Source organism: Helicobacter himalayensis, assembly GCF_001602095.1.
GTDB lineage: Bacteria > Campylobacterota > Campylobacteria > Campylobacterales > Helicobacteraceae > Helicobacter_F > Helicobacter_F himalayensis.
Genome location: NZ_CP014991.1, coordinates 1,640,146 through 1,658,482 on the forward strand (window position 1 = coordinate 1,640,146; position 18,337 = coordinate 1,658,482).

The 18,337-nt window shown below is 39.9% G+C and carries 16 protein-coding genes; 3 read left to right on the top strand and 13 right to left on the bottom strand.

From position 1 onward, the window contains the following. Nucleotides 1-7: 7 nt before the first annotated feature. Nucleotides 8-934, bottom strand: coding sequence for a methylenetetrahydrofolate reductase (locus A3217_RS07830; protein ID WP_066389360.1), 927 nt, complete (start codon nt 932-934; stop codon nt 8-10). 122 nt (nt 935-1,056) lie between these two features. After that, entirely contained in the window at nt 1,057-3,327 is a 2,271-nt protein-coding gene (metE, locus tag A3217_RS07835) for a 5-methyltetrahydropteroyltriglutamate--homocysteine S-methyltransferase (protein WP_066389362.1), read from the bottom strand. Between the two features lie 292 nt (nt 3,328-3,619). On the opposite strand from metE, the gene A3217_RS07845 reads away from it, so the two are divergent. Together A3217_RS07845 and A3217_RS07850 are read left to right on the top strand one after the other, a co-directional pair. Then, entirely contained in the window at nt 3,620-3,841 is a 222-nt protein-coding gene (locus tag A3217_RS07845; RefSeq protein ID WP_066389365.1) for a hypothetical protein, read from the top strand. A gap of 394 nt (nt 3,842-4,235) precedes the next feature. Further along, nucleotides 4,236-5,048, top strand: coding sequence for a glycosyltransferase family 61 protein (locus tag A3217_RS07850; protein ID WP_156471899.1), 813 nt, complete (start codon nt 4,236-4,238; stop codon nt 5,046-5,048). Between the two features lie 46 nt (nt 5,049-5,094). Here the strand turns inward: A3217_RS07850 and A3217_RS07855 are convergent, their stop codons facing one another. Genes A3217_RS07855 through A3217_RS07865 form a run of 3 tightly spaced genes read right to left on the bottom strand, consistent with a single transcriptional unit; the run spans nt 5,095 to nt 8,098 of the window. Next, nucleotides 5,095-6,336, bottom strand: coding sequence for a c-type cytochrome (locus A3217_RS07855; protein WP_066389368.1), 1,242 nt, complete (start codon nt 6,334-6,336; stop codon nt 5,095-5,097). Then, nucleotides 6,333-7,574, bottom strand: a complete 1,242-nt coding sequence (locus A3217_RS07860) for a cytochrome b (protein ID WP_197456928.1) — start codon at nt 7,572-7,574, stop codon at nt 6,333-6,335. Before A3217_RS07860 ends, A3217_RS07855 begins: the two co-directional genes overlap by 4 nt. A gap of 20 nt (nt 7,575-7,594) precedes the next feature. Continuing rightward, nucleotides 7,595-8,098: a Rieske 2Fe-2S domain-containing protein gene (locus A3217_RS07865; protein ID WP_066389370.1), complete on the bottom strand. Its 504-nt coding sequence runs from the start codon at nt 8,096-8,098 to the stop codon at nt 7,595-7,597. A gap of 185 nt (nt 8,099-8,283) precedes the next feature. Here A3217_RS07865 and A3217_RS07870 point away from each other — a divergent pair, with 185 nt between their 5' ends. Next, nucleotides 8,284-9,108: an NAD+ synthase gene (locus tag A3217_RS07870; RefSeq protein WP_066389372.1), complete on the top strand. Its 825-nt coding sequence runs from the start codon at nt 8,284-8,286 to the stop codon at nt 9,106-9,108. A 99-nt stretch (nt 9,109-9,207) separates the two neighbouring features. On the opposite strand, the gene A3217_RS07875 is transcribed toward A3217_RS07870, so the two are convergent. From A3217_RS07875 to abc-f, 8 genes are all read right to left on the bottom strand, one after another. Beyond that, on the bottom strand, nt 9,208-9,690 hold the full coding sequence (locus A3217_RS07875) for a hypothetical protein (protein WP_066389374.1): 483 nt from the start codon (nt 9,688-9,690) through the stop codon (nt 9,208-9,210). Nucleotides 9,691-9,692: 2 nt separating this feature from the next. Then, nucleotides 9,693-10,373 carry an acid response regulator transcription factor ArsR gene (gene arsR / locus A3217_RS07880; RefSeq protein WP_066389375.1) on the bottom strand — a complete coding sequence of 227 codons (681 nt, stop codon included), beginning with the start codon at nt 10,371-10,373 and terminating at the stop codon, nt 9,693-9,695. Nucleotides 10,374-10,488: 115 nt separating this feature from the next. Then, nucleotides 10,489-11,970 carry a Na+/H+ antiporter NhaA gene (nhaA, locus tag A3217_RS07885; RefSeq protein WP_066389376.1) on the bottom strand — a complete coding sequence of 494 codons (1,482 nt, stop codon included), beginning with the start codon at nt 11,968-11,970 and terminating at the stop codon, nt 10,489-10,491. Between the two features lie 242 nt (nt 11,971-12,212). Beyond that, nucleotides 12,213-12,536: a thioredoxin gene (trxA, locus tag A3217_RS07890; protein WP_066389379.1), complete on the bottom strand. Its 324-nt coding sequence runs from the start codon at nt 12,534-12,536 to the stop codon at nt 12,213-12,215. 115 nt (nt 12,537-12,651) lie between these two features. Then, the gene (locus A3217_RS07895; protein WP_066389380.1) at nt 12,652-13,668 is read right to left on the bottom strand and encodes a glycosyltransferase family 9 protein; all 1,017 of its coding nucleotides are present in this window, start codon (nt 13,666-13,668) and stop codon (nt 12,652-12,654) included. 23 nt (nt 13,669-13,691) lie between these two features. Then, nucleotides 13,692-15,908 carry an NADP-dependent isocitrate dehydrogenase gene (locus tag A3217_RS07900; protein ID WP_066389381.1) on the bottom strand — a complete coding sequence of 739 codons (2,217 nt, stop codon included), beginning with the start codon at nt 15,906-15,908 and terminating at the stop codon, nt 13,692-13,694. Nucleotides 15,909-15,997: 89 nt separating this feature from the next. Then, the gene (locus A3217_RS07905; protein WP_066389382.1) at nt 15,998-16,252 is read right to left on the bottom strand and encodes a hypothetical protein; all 255 of its coding nucleotides are present in this window, start codon (nt 16,250-16,252) and stop codon (nt 15,998-16,000) included. 28 nt (nt 16,253-16,280) lie between these two features. After that, nucleotides 16,281-18,317: a ribosomal protection-like ABC-F family protein gene (gene abc-f / locus A3217_RS07910; RefSeq protein ID WP_066389384.1), complete on the bottom strand. Its 2,037-nt coding sequence runs from the start codon at nt 18,315-18,317 to the stop codon at nt 16,281-16,283. Between the last annotated feature and the right edge of the window lie 20 nt (nt 18,318-18,337).

Genomic DNA, 18,337 nt, shown 5'->3' on the forward strand with positions numbered 1-18,337 from the left:
AAAGTGCTTATGCCCTGTCAAAATACGGCGCAAAAAGCGCGATTTTTTGCGGATTCATAAAGTGGATTTTGTTATTAAGCTTTTGGAGCTTTTGGAGTAAAATCACGCTTTGTTCAAAACCCACTTTTTCTTCTTCTTGCTTGCTGATTTTTGAAGCAGATTCTAAGCTTTCAATGAGACTTTCTGGCACAAAGACGCCGGGCAATTTATCACGCAAAAAAAGCGCAGTTTTGTAACTCAAAATGGGATAAAAACCAAAAATAAGCACGCTTTTGCGCCCATACTCGCTATTGAGTCGCTCTATGGCTTTTAACAAAAATGCGCCACTTTTTTCATCATATACCGGCTGGGTAAAAAAGCCTATAACCTCGCTATTGCTTAGCTTTTTGGCTAATTTTGTTTTAAGACTTTCCATATTATTTGCGTAAGAATTAATGACATGAAAATTATAAATTTTTTGCACAGGCTCACTTAGGGGCTTATGATTTATGCCATAGCCACTATTTAGCGCATCAATAATGCGTGCGAGTTTTAAAGAATTATCCTCAAATATACCCTTAGTTTCCGTGCAATCCCCAAGCTTGATAGAATCCCCCGTGAGGCTCAAGAATACGCGCAAGCCAAGTTCATTTGCCGCTAAAATATCACCACAAAGCGCGATAGAATTGCGATCCCTCATACTAAGCGTGCAAATAAGTGGCTTTTGCAAAAAATCTTGCAGTTTTAGCGAGCTAATGACAGATGAAGGCTTGAAACGCGCTAATGGAGAATCCGTGCAGACAAAGGCGTTGATGTAATCTAAATTTTGCAATTGCCTTAGAGAATCTGTTCGTATTTTTGCGCTTAAAGGCGGAGTGATTTCAAGGCTTAAAAATGGCGCGTTGGTGTGAAGCTTTGCAATAAGAGATTCTAAATCGAAATTTTTTGCTTTCATTTGTACCCTTTTTGTCTTCTTAAATTTACTCTTTTGCTTTTTTACTTCTGTTTGTAGATTTACTCGCCAACGCTTGTGCGCGAGAATCTCTATATTTAGATTCCCACGCTAGATTCTAAAACTTACAGCTTCGCACGCACCGCTTTTGTCGCTTCGACCATATTTTTAAGGCTCGGCTTTACCTCTTCCCATTTACGCGTTTTAAGCCCGCAGTCTGGATTTATCCAAAGTTGCTCTTTTGGCAATACCTCTAAAAGTGCCTTAATTTGCGCTTCTATTTCCTCCACACTTGGGATTCTTGGACTATGAATATCATACACGCCCGGACCTACTTCGTGCGTATAACCCACTTGCTTAAAGATTTTTAGCAGGCTATTGCCACTGCGCGCGGTTTCGATGCTTATCACATCTGCATCAAGCGCCTCGATGGTTTTAATAATATCATTAAACTCGCTATAACACATATGCGTGTGAATCTGCGTGCTAGATTCTGCTACGGCAGTGGAGATTTTAAAGCATTTAAGCGCCCATTCTTCATAGGTTTTGATATTTTCCGCGCGCAAAGGATAGCCCTCTTTAAACGCTGCTTCATCAACTTGAATAATCTTAATCCCACCTTTTTGCAAGTCATCTATCTCATCAGCAATTCCTAACGCGATTTGCTCACACACTTGCGCGCGTGAAATATCATCGCGCACAAAACTCCAATTTAAGATAGTTACCGGACCTGTAAGCATTCCTTTCATAATCTTTTGCGTGAGGCTTTGGGCGTATTTGCTCCACTCTAACGTCATCGCTTTTGGGCGACTCACATCGCCAAAAATAATTGGTGGCTTCACGCAGCGACTACCATAGCTTTGCACCCAACCATTTGCGCTAAACACAAAACCTTCCATTTGCTCGCCAAAATACTCCACCATATCATTACGCTCTGGCTCGCCATGCACAAGGACATCAAGCCCAATTTCCTCTTGGAACTTCACACAATCTTTGATATACTCCTTAATGCCCTCATCATAGACATTTTTATCAATCACACCTTTTTTGTAGTTTCGACGCAATGCTCTCAATTCTGGCGTTTGTGGAAATGAGCCAATAGTTGTCGTGGCTAAATCGCCATAGCCTAGATTCTCGCGTTGAATCTTAATGCGCGTCGCAAAATCCTCCTTACGCACTTTGAGTGTGTTTGCACTTACGCGCTCGCGCACAGCTTTATTGTTGGTGCGTGAAGAGTTCGCACGCGCGGAATTAATCGCCTTATTTTGCGTGAAAAATTCTTTACTTTCTGCTTTTGGCACGTTATTTTTGAAAAGATCCTCTAAAACTTCTAATTCAATGAGCTTTTCTTGCGCGAAGCTTAACCAAGAGAGAATCTCTTTATCCATTTTATTTTCATCATCTTTACCAAAAGGCACATGCAAGAGCGAGCACGAAGCGCTTACGATAACGCGCTCCTTTGGCACAATTTGCGCGATTTGCTCTAAAAGTGCAAGTTTAGATTCTAAATTTGCCACCCAAATATTGCGCCCATCAATCACGCCCGCAAAAAGCACTTTATCGCTATTTGCGATAGCTTGCAAGCTCTCAAAGTTTTTCTCACCATACACAAAGTCAAGCCCGATACCATAAATTGACGTTTTTAGTAAAATCTCGGTAAATTCCTTGCTATGCTCAAAAAATGTGCTAACAATGGCTTTCACGCCCTTTTTAGCAATAACATCATAAATGCACTCAATCGCGCCTCTATCATACACGCATTGCAACTCAGAAAGCTCTTTGTCCCAGCCACGCACAAAAATCGGCTCGCTAAATTCAATCACAATGTTCGGAATCTTCGCCACCAACTCATCGATTAAATCCAAATACGCGCTTTTCACCTTGCTAAATACCTCTTTTGGCTCGCCTTTAACAACCTTGCTAAGCCCAAAAAATGTGAAAAGCCCAATCAGGCTAATTTTTGGGTTATAGCCTAGATTTTTGGCTTCATTATACTGCGCAATGATAGTGCTTGCATCAGCCTTGTATTCATCATCGATGCTAAGCTCTGGCACGACATAGTGATAGTTTGTATTAAACCACTTTGTCATCTCGCACGCCACCGCGTCTCTAGCTCCGCGCGCTAACGCAAAATAGCCTTCCAACCCGCTCACATTTTTAAAACGTGCAGGCTTTGCGTTGAGCACATAAGCTAAATCTAGCACATTGTCATAAAAGCTAAAGTCATTCACGCACACATATTCTAGGTTTTTTTGCTTCGCCCAATGCTTTGCGCGCAATTCTTTTGCTACACTTTCAAGCTCACTTTGGCTACACTTGCCACTCCAAAACGCCTCTAGCGCTTTTTTGAGTTCCCTATTTTGCCCCATTCTTGGAAATCCGATGATATTGCTCATATCTTGTCCTTTGTGATGAAATAATTTTGTAGGTGCAATTGTGGCACAAATTTTTAAAAATACGATATGTGTTTGGTGATTTTTACTATAAATTTTTTGATTTTTTGGTATTTTTTAGTAAATTTCTAGCAACAATCCCTATTTTGCGAGAATCTGACGCCAAATCCACTATGCCACAAAAAGTAACAAACACATATCGTGTTTTAAATTTTATGATTCTAAAATATAAAATCAAAAAATACTCGCTTAAATGCTATAATGCCCACCACAAAATTAAAAAAAGGAGGCTCTTGTGGCAATACTAAATAAATTTTTTCAATCCAAAACTACAACCTTTAGCAAAGCAAAAGAAAACAACGAAATAAGCGAAGAAATTTGCGTATGGAATGAAGAAAATGTGCTCGTTTGCGGAAATGGACTTTTTTACTATCAAGATGAAAATTCCTTGCCAGAAGTCTTAGATAAAGCTTTGAGGGGGGGGGGATATTGCAAAGAAAAATTCCACAGATTCTAAAAATCTCAACCAGCGCGATAGAATCTTAGATTCCCGACAATCAAAAAACGCAGAGTATGAGCGCAAAGCGGAGGCGCAGTGCGATTTATTTGCACAAGATGATACCATAAAAAGAAATAGCTCTAAACCCCATTATTCTAACTTTCACCTTACTGATGTTTTTGGAAACTACCATCATTTTTTTCGCCCCTACACTTACAAAACTAAAAAACTTATTGTTCGCACCTTGCCAAATGCCTATGCAAGGACAAATATAGATTTAGTTTTCACAAAAAGTAAAAAAGCGTTGCTTTCTTATACTACTCTCAGAATACATCCATTTAACACCCCAAAAAACCTAAACACAAGGCAAGCTCTTATAAATATCTTGCGCTTATCAAAAAATTGGTTTAAATTGTTTTATATCCCCTTTTATACGCGTAAAATCACAGACCTAAATGGAAGCGCAGCTCTTTTAACGCGAAATGTGGGAGATTGCTACGGACACTTTATTACTGAAGTGATGATGGGACTTTATCAAATACGCCTTAGCAAAAAAATGCCGGATTTTTATATCCTGCCACAAAACTATTCTTTTCAAAAAGAATTGCCAAAAATGCTAGGAATTAATGAATCTCAAATTATCCCAGCAAACAAAAATCATCTGATTTTCGCACAAGAACTCATTATCCCAACACTTTTGAATGAATATGAAATTATTGAATACAGAAAACATACGCATTTTCGCATACTCTACCAGCCTAGCCTTGTTAAACATTTATATACCCAGATATTATCGCAATCTTGGATACCAAGGCGCAAAATATTTTTTACGCGTCCAAAAAATTCTAATCGCAACATTGTAAATCATAACGAAGTGGAAGCGATATTTAAAGAATTTGGTTTTGAGATTATCTTGCCGGATTCTTTAAGCATACAAAAACAAATTGAACTTATGCAGGAATGCAAAATCCTAGCAGGAATGCACGGCTCAAGCCTTGCAAATTCTATCTTTCTAAATAAACACGCTACTTTATTTGAACTTTTTTCTGAATACTACCACGATAATCACCCGCACTTTATTGCACTTGCTAAAGAATGTAAATATTTTTATATGATTGGAAAAACCCCAGATACCTCTATGCACCCACAACAAGAAAATACCTATATCGAGCCAAATACATTAAGAAAAGCGTTAGAGAATATTAAAAAATATGTAGAATTTTAAGAACAAAGCCTTTATGAAAGCACAGGGCTTTCATAAAGGAAGGAAATTAGTGTAATTGCTTCCAAATTTTGCGCTTCCAAAAATACGCAAGCACGCTCAACACACCAAAGAATATTATCAAATACACACCAAGCGCTTCGCGCTCTTGCTTTTTAGAATCGCCAACAGATTCCAAATATGCAATCACGCGATCTTGAGATTCTTGAGTGAGTCCAACGCGTGGCATTGAAAGTCCCACAGGCATCACTCCCATTTCTTTTGCAAGATTTGTGTAATCATCATCTTCCTGCCACGGGCTTTTTGAAGTATTTTCAGGAAGTGAGATTCCATAAGCTTTAGCATCTTTCTCCTCTTCTACTGCAATTTTTTGTGCTTTTTGTTCAGCATTAAGCGAAGAATCTGTATTGATTTTTTCTATCTCTTCAGCTCTTTTTTGATTAACCAAAGAATCAAGCACAGCTTGCTTAATCGCGCTGTATGCCACCCTTTGTGGGTTATTGATAAAAGCTTCTAAATAATGTTCACCCTTAGCACGGATAATCATCGATAAATCCGGAGCTTCCGCACCTAGATAGTTTTTGATTTCGTTGCGTTTGGCAAGTACTTGCGCTAAATGCTCTGCGCTCTTTGGCTCATCATAGCGGATATTATGGCATCTTGAGCAAGCATCTTGAAACACTGCTTTATTTGTCAAGCGCTCCTCTAAGTCTTTCAAAATTGCTTCTTTTTTAGAATCTGAAAGCTCGCTTTTTGCAAGTGCTTCTTTTTGCTCGGTGTATTCTTGAGAGTAAATCACCTCATTTCTCAAAGACACGCTACCGATGGATTTTAGATACGCCACAATATCTGCGACTTCTTGCTCTATATCATCACCTTCTGGCGCATAAGGAAGCATTGGGAATGGATTCTCATCGTTAAATTTATGCTCCAACTTTAGTGCATGCACAGGATCAATGATAAGTGCTGCTAAAAATTTCTCATCATAAATCGCGCCTGCTGTGGATAAATCTGGCGTAGTAATCTTGCCATCTTTTCCACCATCAAACTGCAATACCCCATTATCAAAGCCCGCAGCCTTGATATTGTGGCAAGCAATGCAGTTTCCAGTCACAATTGCTTCTCCTCTGTCTTTATCACCCTTGCTTAAATCAATGCTTTGTAAATCATTGAACGCAAAATCAACAGGCGCAGTTTTTGGGTGGAACACTGAATGTGCGAGTGGCTCTACACCCCAATACAAAACGCCTACAACGACACCTACAATAACTAATATTTTAAGTTCTCTCATTGTCTTGCCCCCTTATTCTTGTTTCTTTCCATAATCGTTACAACAGGTAGCGCGACAAATACCCATATTAAGAATCCTAGAGCAGCCACCAAACCAATTTGGTTATTAATGCCTTCTGGTGGTAATTTACCAAAGATTGTAAGCACAACTAAATCAACAACAAGCACCCAAAACCATACAAAATACCCGCTTCTTTTGTGCGCTGGCGCAACAGCTGGGCTTCTATCCAGCCACGGAAGGAAAAGGAATGCCACCTGTGCAATACCAAATGCCGCAAGCCCCAAATCCGCGCTAAAGAAAAATCCTCTTAACACTTCATAACTCCACAAGAAATACCACTCTGGGTAAATATGTGCCGGCGTTTTAAGGTTATTTGCAGGGTCAAAGTTGATGGGATCCATCGCAAAATCAAAGTGATAACATACAAGATAGAAAAAGAGCATCATAAAGACACTAACGATGAAAATATCCTTGCAAAGGAAGTCTGGCCAAAACGCAATCACCTTAGATTCTGCCTTTTTGCCTTCTTCGTATTTCTTTGCTTCCGCTTCAAAGTCAATCTCTTCGCCCTCTTCGTTATTGACATGCGGCACTCTTAGTGTGTAAAAGTGCAATGCAATAACCATCAAAATAACAATAGGCAACAAGCACACATGCAACATAAAAAATCTTGTCAGCGTAGAATCCGCCACGACAAAATTCCCTCTCACCCATTCAACCAAATCAGGACCTACACCCGGAATCGCACTTGGCAAGTTTGTAATCACAGCCGCCGCCCAAAAGCTCATTTGTCCCCACGGAAGCATATAACCGCTAAACGCTTCAGCAGAAAAAAGCACGAAAAGCAACATTCCGCCAATCCACACCATCTCTCTACCGCGCTTATAAGAGCCATAATAAATCGCCACAAACATATGGATGTAAATAATCAAAAATATCATACTTGCAGCCACTGCGTGAATATGTCTCCACAGCCAACCAAACGCCACTTCGCGCATAATCGTATCATTCACACTATCAAAGGCAAGTTTGGTATCAGGCTTGTAATACATAAGCAAAAACAGCCCGCTCACCACCAATGCGCTAAAAAGCACCAACAAAATAACACCCATAGCCCAAAGAAAGTTAATTTTCTTTGGAACCCAATACTTCGTCATCAACACTTCGATAAGCTTCCTTACCGCGATGCGTTGATCAAGCCAATCTACAATACCATCTGCTTTTTTTACTTCCATTATTTGCTCCTTAAAACCTTAAGCTACGCATTTTTAAGCGCTTTGTATTCGGGACCTTCCTCACCTAGCACCATTTTAAGTCCATCAAGTTTGAAAGGTGGGATTTCCATAGGTCTTGGTGGCGGTGTGCCTTTTTTATTCACACCAGAAGCATCAAACTGCCCACCATGGCACGCACACAAAAAGCTTTGTTTCTTTTCATCAAAGCCGGGGATACAACCCAAATGCGTGCAAATCTGAATCCCAACCGTATATAAAGCCCCATTTATTTCAAAATCGCGCCCCTCAACCTTTGGAGCGCCACTTTGTTTTTTGAGGATATAAACAGGCTTGCCTCTCCACTCTACCGTGTTCAATACACCTTCTTGGACTTGACTTAAATCTACAATCGTAAATCCTGCAGAAACCACACTTGGCAACGGATCCCAAGAGCGCTTCATCGCATATAAGGAAGCTACCGCACCAGCTACAGCGACACCTCCTAGCGTCATACCAAGAAAATCACGCCTTTTGACATTCTCTGACATCACATTCTCCTTTTTCTTAGCGTTGTTTTTAATCAAACTTCGTATGTTAGGAAAAAAACACTTAAACATTTATTACCCACCTTAAGTTTTTAGCACTTTTTAACCTTTTGTGGCTAATATTTCGCAAAGTTTATTCTTAAATTTTTCTGACACATTTTCTTAAGATTCTCAAAATAAGGCAAATAATGAAAAACACAATTAGCAAAATACAAGCGTTTTTAAGAGATGAAGTCCAAAAAAGGGGCTTTCAAAAAGTCGTTTTAGGGCTTAGTGGCGGAATAGATTCTGCTGTGGTGGCAAAACTTTGTGTGGAAGTGTTTAAAGAGAATCTTTGCGCGCTTTTACTGCCTGCTTCTACTTCAAATGAGCATAATCTTAAGGACGCAAAACTTTTTGCAGTAGCTAATAAAATTACACATCACATTATCCCAATCACGCCTTATGAGCGTGAGTTTAGGGCTTTTAGCAATTTAGGAGATTCTCTTAATCCATTAGAACGCTTACGTGTTGGGAATTTCTGTGCGCGTATGCGAATGAATCTGCTTTATGATTACGCAAGCGCACAAAATGCCTTAGTTATCGGTACGAGCAATAAAAGCGAGTTGCTTCTTGGCTATGGCACGATATTTGGAGATTTGGCTTGTGCGATAAATCCTATTGGTAATTTTTACAAAACCCAAATTTACACGCTTGCAGACGCGCTTAATATCCCGCAAAAAATCATTAGTAAGCCTCCAAGTGCGGATTTGTTTGAAAATCAAAGCGATGAGTCGGATTTGGGCTTTAGCTATGAGAGGATTGATACATTTTTGCGCGCGTTTGAATCTTTGCTAAAAACGCATAATATCGCGCTTCACACGCTCACACCACAAAATACCGCCGCACTTTTATTGCTTAGTCAAGAGCTTATGGCACAAGGTTTTGAGCAAAATATTGTAGATTCTCTACTTAATCGCATTGCAAGAAACACTTTCAAAACAACTTTGCCAAGTATTTTTAAAGAATCCTAAAAGCTTACATTTCGTTAAGTTCTATCACCTCGCGGGAGCGAATCCCGCTTCGGCTCCCGTGCATACTTAATGCCTTTTGGTTGTTGAGGTTGTGGGATTCTATCTTTTTAACACCCTCAAAAGAAGTGCGCGATTATGCAGTGAAGCAAGCACCCTTGTTGGCTTAATCTCTAAAAGCGTATGTTGCGTAATGGCAGATTCTCTTGAAAGCCCATATTCCTTCACACCAACCACGCCTTTTTGCAAGCATTGTAAAACCTGCTCTTTTTCCTCGCGTAAAAGCGCGATGATAAAAAAACTAAAATCATCACTTATATCATAATCGCCGACATTAATCTCGCATTCATAGGCTATTTGAGCATTTTTTGTTGGTTGTAAAACATATGAAACGCGGTAGCGCTCACTTGTGGGAATAGAATTTTTTAATACAAATTTATAAGAAATGACAGCCTCTATTACTGCGCCATCAAGTGTTTCTTCATATCGTAAAGAATCTAGCGCGTTAGCAAAAACACCATAACTCAAAGCACAAAAAATCCCGCAGATTCTTAGAATCTGTCTGCAAAAAGCTATGTCACTCACCTTTAAACTTCTAGCTTGTAGCCTACACCACGCACGGAAATAATGTATTTTGGGCTTTTTGGATTCTCCTCGATTTTTGAGCGCAGACGCCCGATGATAACATCTATGCTTTTATTTGAACTTTCAGGGTTGATAGATTCAGATTCAATAGCGATAGCTTCGCGTGAGAATACATGCCCTTTTTTACTAATAAGCAGTGTCAAAATCTCATACTCCGCACGTGTGAGCTCAAGCCTCTTGTCTTTGAAAAAAATCTGTCGGCTGTGCTTATCGATTTTAAAGACAGAATCTTTTTCCTTGCTTTGCTCTTTTGGATTTTTCTTGCTGTAACGGCGCAGAAGAGAATGGATTCTCGCGACTAATTCTTTTGGGTCATAAGGCTTTGGTAAATAGTCATCAGCGCCGTATTCAAGGGCTTTAACTTTATCATCTACATCACTTCTAGCGCTTGAGATGATGATTGGGATATTTTTTTGCTTTGCCACGCGTTTGCAAACTTCTAATCCATCCAAATTAGGCAATGTCAAATCTAACAACAAAATATCAAAATGCTTCGCATTCACCGCGCTCATACCGGTGTAGGGCTCATCATAGTTTGTTACATTCATATCATATTTTTTGAGATAATCGCTCAAAATCTCTGCCAACTCCACATCATCTTCAATCATCAATACTTCTAGCACAGCCAACTCCTTAAGGTTTTTGAAAATTGCGCGTATTATAGTGGAAACTTCATTTATGCAAAGTTAAAATAACAATATGGAATCTGCCAATTACCCAAAAAGTTAAGAAACGCCTCTAGCTTACAACCTTTAAGAAATCTTCTGGTGCTACATTTTTCTTTCTTGTTGCAAGTGCCATCAACGTGATGCCTAGCACCACCGCAATAGCAGAAGCTATCAAAATAGAGATTTTGGAAAGATCGATTGCGGCTAAGTCATCTTTATACGCGAGGTTTGCCACAAAAATTGACATTGTAAAGCCTACACCCGAAATCGCCCCAACAGCGATAACATGAAAATTATTCAAACCCTCTGGACGCACGGACAAATTAAGCTTTTCACCCAAATACGCAAAAAGAAAAATACCAATAGGCTTACCTAGCACAAGCCCAAAAGTCGTGCCAAGCACGACATGATCTGTCAAAATACTTTCCATAGATTCCATATCAAGTGCCACACCTGCATTCATAAAAGCAAAAATAGGCACAATAAAATACGCACAAAGTGGCTGAAGTGCGTGCTCGAGGCGCAAAAGTGGATTTTGCGCATAGCGGGAATAAGTGCCAATGGTATCAAGCATATATACAAGCTCGCTTGCCTTTGCCATATTGACATTATGTGTAGATGACGAAGTCATAAAATTTTTGATATTTTTAAAGGTTGATTTCCAAAAGCCCTGTTTTTGCTCTTGCACATGCAAAATATCCGCACCATTGTTTGTAATACGCTTAATGCGCTCAAACTCGTGGAACATATTTGCAAAATATTTGCGATTTACGCGCGTCCTACCCGGGATAATGAGCGCGAGCAAAACCGCAGCGATAGTAACATGTATGCCACTTAAATACACACAAATCCATAATATTGTGCCAAGTAAAAAATAAAGTGATAAATGCTTGGTATCACGGAAATTACAATAACCCAAAAGCGCGATGATAACGAGTGAAAGGCACACCCAAAAAGGTTCAATAGAATCTGAATAAAACAGCGCAATTACGCTTATTGCACCTAAGTCATCAGCCACAGCAAGTGTCACAAGGAATATTTTTACAATCTTTGGCACTCTATCACCAAGCAATAAAATCACCCCAAGCGCAAAGGCAGTGTCCGTGCTCATCGCTATTCCAAAGCCTTTCTCATAAGGCGTGCCGTGCGTGAAGCAAAGATACATAACAATTGGCACAGCAATGCCACCAACTGCCGCTAGCACCGAAAAACTCACTTTCTTAAAGCCCGCTAGCTCACCATAGAGAATCTCCCTTTTCATCTCCAAGCCCACAAGCAAAAAGAAAAAACTCATCAATACATCATTGATAAAGTGCAAAAGCTCGACTTTTAACTCAAGCTCACCAAAAAAAACTCCAAATTCAAACTTTTGCAACCAAAGATACCACTCACTATAAGGTGAGTTTGCCACCACCATCGCAAGCACCAAACACACTCCAAGCAAAATCCCACCAAAAGATTCGTGTGTGATAAAGCGCTGCAAGTCATATTGCAACTTATCCTTCAAGTAAGAATAGCGACGATTGGGGTGTGTTGGTATTTTTTGAATCATCATTCCTCCAATATGCCTAGATTATCTCCAAAAATGGCAAGTTGATTTTAAAGGTTTTAAGTAGAATTTGTTCGCGCATTATAGCAGTCAAAAGTGAAAAATAAAAAAGAATCTTTTAAATTTGTAGCAGGAATTTTTAAAATGCAGTAGATTTAAGTAGATTTAAAGCTTAGAAAGATTCTGAAAAGGTATTATCTCGCGGGAATAAATCCCGCTTTGCCTTAAAAATGAAGTGGTGATTTTTAAGAATTTAGCAAACCATCAAGCTTTTGTGTCAAAGCAGCCTCGCCAACTGCACCGACGATTTGATCAACAACCTCGCCATTTTTCATAAAGAAAATTGTCGGAATACTGCGAATTCCATATTTTGCTGAAAGATTTGCTTGTTCATCAGTATTGACTTTGCAAATTTTTGCTTTGCCTTCATAGTTTTCTGCAAGCTTATCAATCACAGGAGCTAGCATTTTGCAAGGACCACACCACGGCGCCCAAAAATCAACCAACGCAACACCTTCTGCAATCGTAGAATCAAAGTTAGATTCCGTAAGTTCAATGTATTTTCCCATTTTTATTCTCCTTTTTGTAAGTTAAAAAATAAAGCAACTTTGATTATACAAGCAAAAAGTTATCTTTCAACTACAAGGGCGCAAAAAAAGAATCCACAAAAACCGCAAACAGATTCTAAGAAATTAAAATTTCACGCTCTAAAAACGCAGTTGCCTTTTGAATAAAAAGCTCTTTATTACCTACCTTAGGCGCATTTTCAACGCAAAATGCCTCAAACACGCCTCCATAATTGCCACCGCTCCAACGCTCTAATACAGCTCTGCTATAAAGCCCAAAAGTCGGTAGGCGCATATTATCAGCTATGTGGATATTCCCCGTATCCACACTTATTAAGCCATCAACGCGCTCAAAAAGAGCGATGAGATTCAAAATATCTGCGTTATTAACAAAAATCTTGCAGTTTGGTGCGTTTAGCTCCTTGCACGCGTGCAAATCATATGGCGCACCAACAAAGCTTGTGAGGATAAAATCAATCTTTGTAAAGCGCGCACAAAGGGCGTTGATAATCTCTACCCATTTCTTTAGCGAAAAATTGCAAGGTTTTGAAGGGCTGGCAAAAATATTTATTGCGATTATCCTGCGCTTAAAAGTTTGAGAATCTATCCCTAACTTTTGCTCTGTAAAAAATGCTTCCACAAATGCTTTATTTTCAGTCCCTGCGACAAGGCGCGCTTGTGAAAAATCAATAAAGGGGTAATTTTTATCAAAATGTGCCTTATTGATAGCGCGCACAAGATAAAGAATATTCTCACTTTCGTGATGAGACTTTATACCGCGTGGGAAAACGACTTGAAAGCGTGAAGCAAAGAGATTATGCGCGTGTGCATACATAATGATTTTACGCGCATTAAGAGATTTTGCAAGGGTGATATTTGGCAGGCATTTATGCGTGATGATGAGAAGATCAAGCTCCATTTCACGCACTTCTGCCATTTGTGCGCTTTCATCTATATCAAAAAGATAATCAATAAAGCCTAAATGTCTGTATAGCCCCCTCCCCACGCCATTTGTCAGCACCATAAGCTTAAAATCTGGGTAAAGATATTTAAGCACATATAGCGACTTAATCGCTACGACATTATCACCAACCTTATTTGCGCGATGAAAGGCAATAATGCGTTCCTTCGCCATTTTGCAAAGCCTTTATTAAAAGCTTACAGAGATTCTATAATTTTGTTAAATGTTTTGCTCGGGCGCATAATGCTTTCCGCTTTCGCATCATCAAACTTGTAATATCCGCCTAAATCAACCCTCACGCCTTGCGCGTTGATAAATTCCTCATAAATCACGCGCTCATTTTCTTGCAACGCACTAGCGGCTTTTGCAAAGCAATTTTTAAGCTCCAAATCAGAATCTTGCGCGCTTAGGGCTTGCGCGAAGTAAAGGGCTAGATAAAAATGACTTGTGCGATTATCGGCTTCTTTGACTTTACGCAAAGGCGCTTTATTGTTGTTTAGCCATTGTGCAATCGCACTATCAAGGCAGTTTGCGAGAATCTGTGCTTTTTCATTGCCACTTTTTTGCGCGTAGAATTCTAGGCTTGCTTGTAGGGCTAAAAATTCCCCCAAACTATCCCAACGCAAATGGTTTTCTTCCACAAGTTGTTCGACTTGCTTTGGTGCGCTTCCGCCAGCACCTGTCTCAAACATCGCTCCACCAGCGAGCATCGGCACGATGGAGAGCATTTTTGCACTTGTGCCAAGCTCCAAAATAGGGAATAAATCCGTCAAATAATCACGCAAAACATTACCTGTGATTGAAATCACATCTTCACCCTTGCGGATAAGCCCAAGCGTTTTCAAGCACGCCTCTTTTGGCGCGAGAATCTCAATATCCACGCCTTTAAGCGCGCCTTGCTTGTTTAACTCCTCTAAGCGCGCATTGACAAGGTTAATAAGAATTGCATTGCTCGCACGCTTTGCATCAAGCCAAAAAATTGCCTTATTCCCTGTGAGATTCGCGCGTTGCACACCTAAATCAATCCAATTTAACAGCGCATCATATTTTGCAAGATTGATTCTATAAATATCACCTTTATTCACCTTATGCTCGAGTATCGCACCATTATTAGACTCATCTACCACGCGGAAAGTCCCAGAATCTGACGCGATAAAAGTTTTGTCGTGTGAGCCATATTCTTGCGCTTTTTTTGCCATTAATCCGACATTTGACACACTTCCAAGAGTTGAGGGGTCATACGCACCAAACGCGCGCAAATCCTCCAACACCGCCTCATAAATAGTCGCATAAGTTTTGTCCGGGATAAGTGCGTTTGTATCTTTAAGCGCGCCTTGTCTATCCCAGAGCTTCGCGCCATTTTTTAGCATCGCAGGCATACTCGCATCGACAATCACATCGCTTGGCACATGCAAATTCGTGCGCCCTTTTGCAGAATCCACCATACTAAGTGGTGCGCTAGATTGCAAAATGCGCTCATATTCAGCTAATATCTCTTGCTTTTTGGGGCTAGATTCTATTTTTGTTAAAAGCTCAGAAATGCCGTTATTTGGGTTGATACCAAGGCTTTTAAATTCCTCTTCAAAGCGCGTGAAAAGCTCTTTGAAATACACACTCACCGCGTGCCCAAAAATTACAGGATCACTCACTTTCATCATCGTCGCTTTTAAATGTAGTGAGAGCAAAATATCCTCATTCTTGCACTGCGCAATTTGTTCTTCATAAAACCTCCTCAAATGCGCGCAATCTAAAAAACTCGCATCAAGCACTTCATTTTGCTCTAATTTAAGCGCGTTTTTTAGCACACTCACCTTGCCATTGCTATCGATAAATTCGATGCGCGCGGTGGTTGGCGCAGTGATGAGCGAGGCTTTTTCATTGTCAAAAAAATCGCCCTCTTTCATATAAGAGACACGCGATTTAGAATCTTTTGCAAAAGGCGTGATTTTGTAAGGATTTTTTTTCGCGTATTCTTTAACAGCCTTAGTGCAACGTCTATCAGAATTTCCTTGACGCAAGACTGGATTTACCGCCGAGCCTAGCACTTTTTGATATTTTGCTTTTATATCCTCTTGCACGCTATCTTGCGGATTATCTGGGTAGTCTGGGATTTTGAAGCCTTTATCTTGTAGTTCTTTAATCGTGGCTTTGAGTTGGGGGATTGAAGCGGAAATATTAGGCGTTTTGATGATGTTTGCTTCTGGTGTATTCACAAGCGCACCTAGAAACTCAAGCGCATCTTGTGTTTTTATCGGCAAAATGTCATTAAACTGCGCCAAAACGCGACTAGAAAGTGAAATATCAGAAGTTTCAATCTCGATATTTGCTTGCTTTAAAAATGCCTTGATAATAGGCAATAGCGAGTAAGTAGCGAGGGCTGGGGACTCATCAGTAAGTGTGTAAGTGATTTTCATAAGAACTCCTTAAAGTTTAAGTTTTGGGAAAGAAAGTCCTAAGAGTATAGCACAAATAGCTAACACTTGCCACTATCACTTTACACCTTTTATTCGCCTTTACTTAAGCCAAAAAGCCATTCTTTGTTGGATTCTATCTCTTTGCCTTGTTTATGAAGCAAACCATCGCGGATATTTTCTAGCTCTTCGATTTCAAGCACACTCATAATCTCGCGACTTAGCAAGGTTTGATTGAGATAAGAATCTCCTTGCGCGCTTTTGTTATTAAGCAGGCTTTCAATCTCGCTGATAAGCGTGTCTTTATCAAAAATCTCACCATTTTTACTTATATATTTTGCCTGCATACGCGCCCATTAATTGATAAATTTTTGCTTAAGAATTACCATTTTCTCTTAATTCCTGTGCTTTTTGCTCTAAGGCAAAATACCGCTCTAGTGTAGAATCTAGCTTATTTTGCGCCTCTTCAAGCTCATTTGCAAGAACGAGAATGCCCTTTTTTTCATAAATTTGTGGATTGCTCAAATCTTCTTTCAACTTTGCTACCTGCGCTTCAAGTCCCTCAATGCTTTCAGGTAGAGAATCTAGCTCTAAGCGCTCTTTATAACTTAGTTTATTTTGCTTTTTTGTAGCTTTAGATTCTAAGGATTCTTGACTTTGAGAAGTTTGGGGATATTGCGCGCGCTCAAATGCTGTGATTTCACGGAGATTTTGCATAATATCCAAATACTCACTATAAGGTGCATAGCTCTCTACCACCGCGCCTTCACCTTCAAAAATCAGCAGTTTATGCGCGAGCTTATCGACAAAATACCTATCGTGGCTCACAAAAATCACCGCCCCGCTAAAATTAAGTAAATATTCCTCCACAATGCCTATGGTGCTAATATCCAAGTCATTTGTAGGTTCATCAAGAAGCAACACATCAACTTCTTTGGCAAAAAGCAGTGCAAGTGCCACACGCTTTTTCTCCCCACCACTAAGAAAGCCTATTTTTTTATCCAAAAACTCTTTGGGAAATAAAAAATTTTTCAAGTATCCAAATACATGCATATTTTTCCCACGCACAGAAATAATATTTCCACCATTTGGACAAAAAGTCTCAAGCAAATCCTTAGAATCATCTAAACTCGCTAAATGCTGGTCAAAATACCCAATATGTATATTCCCGCGCTTAATTACCCCGCTATCAGGAGCAATCTCACCAAGCAATAACTTTAAAAAAGTGCTTTTTCCACTGCCATTTTTCCCAACCACAGCGATTTTTTCATTTTGCAAGATTCTTAAGTTCAAATCCTTGATAAGAACTTTTTGATAAAGCGTTTTGTTAAGGTTTTGCAACTCAAAAAGGCATTTTTTGGTATTTTTACCCTCACTGCGATTGAAATGTTTTTTTTCTCTTTCAAGCTCTAGGCGCATTTTGGCAATCGCGCTTGGATTAGTTTTGGCAGCTTTTCGCATAGATTCTAAACGCGCGACTCTGCCGACATTGCGCTTTAGGCGCGCTTTTACACCTGCACGCAACCACTCTTCCTCACGTCTTAGAGCTTTTAAAAGATTTTGGTGTGCCTTATCAAGCGCGTGAAGTTGCGCTTCTTTGTGCGCAAGATAGCTACTATATCCACCCTCAAAGCTACTAATTTTGGCATTTTCCACCTCTATCACGCGCGTGGCGATATTTTCAATAAAATACCTATCGTGGCTCACAAAAATAAGGCTGAATTTGCTCTCTTGGATAAAACGTTCTAAAAAACTCACCATCTCCACATCAAGGTGGTTTGTAGGTTCATCTAAAATCAATAAATCCGCATCTGTCAAAAACAGCCTGCAAAGTGCCACGCGCTTTTGCTCCCCACCACTTAGGCTAATGGCTAGGCGCTCTTGAAAAGATTGAAGCTCGAAGCGCTCTAGCACCTCTTGCACACGAGAATCTAAATCCCACCCATTGTGCTCGTCCAAAAAGCTACTAATTTGGGCGTATTCTTCTAAAAGTGCTTTTTGCCTAAACTGCGTGCGCGGATTTTGTGAATCTTGTATGGTTTGCGTACCCTGTGAATCTTGCCCCTCATATGTTTCAAGCATTGTTTGCAACTCAAGCAAGCGATTATGCGCTTGTCGCAAATTATCCAACCCTTGCGCAATGACTTCAGCCACGCTATAAGTGGGGTTAAAATTTGGACGTTGCTCTAAGCTTAGGATTCTAATACATTGCCCGCCTACCTTACTCACCACACGCTCACCAGAATCCACACTCACACTTCCATCAAGCAATCCCAAAAGTGTGCTCTTCCCACTGCCATTTTTGCCAATCACAGCGATTCTCTCACCCTTTTGCACACTTAGAGAGACAGAATCTAGGATTATTTTATGTTCAAATTGTTTGCTTGCGTTAAGAAGACTAAGGAGTGTCATTGCGCGTGCTTTAAAATTTG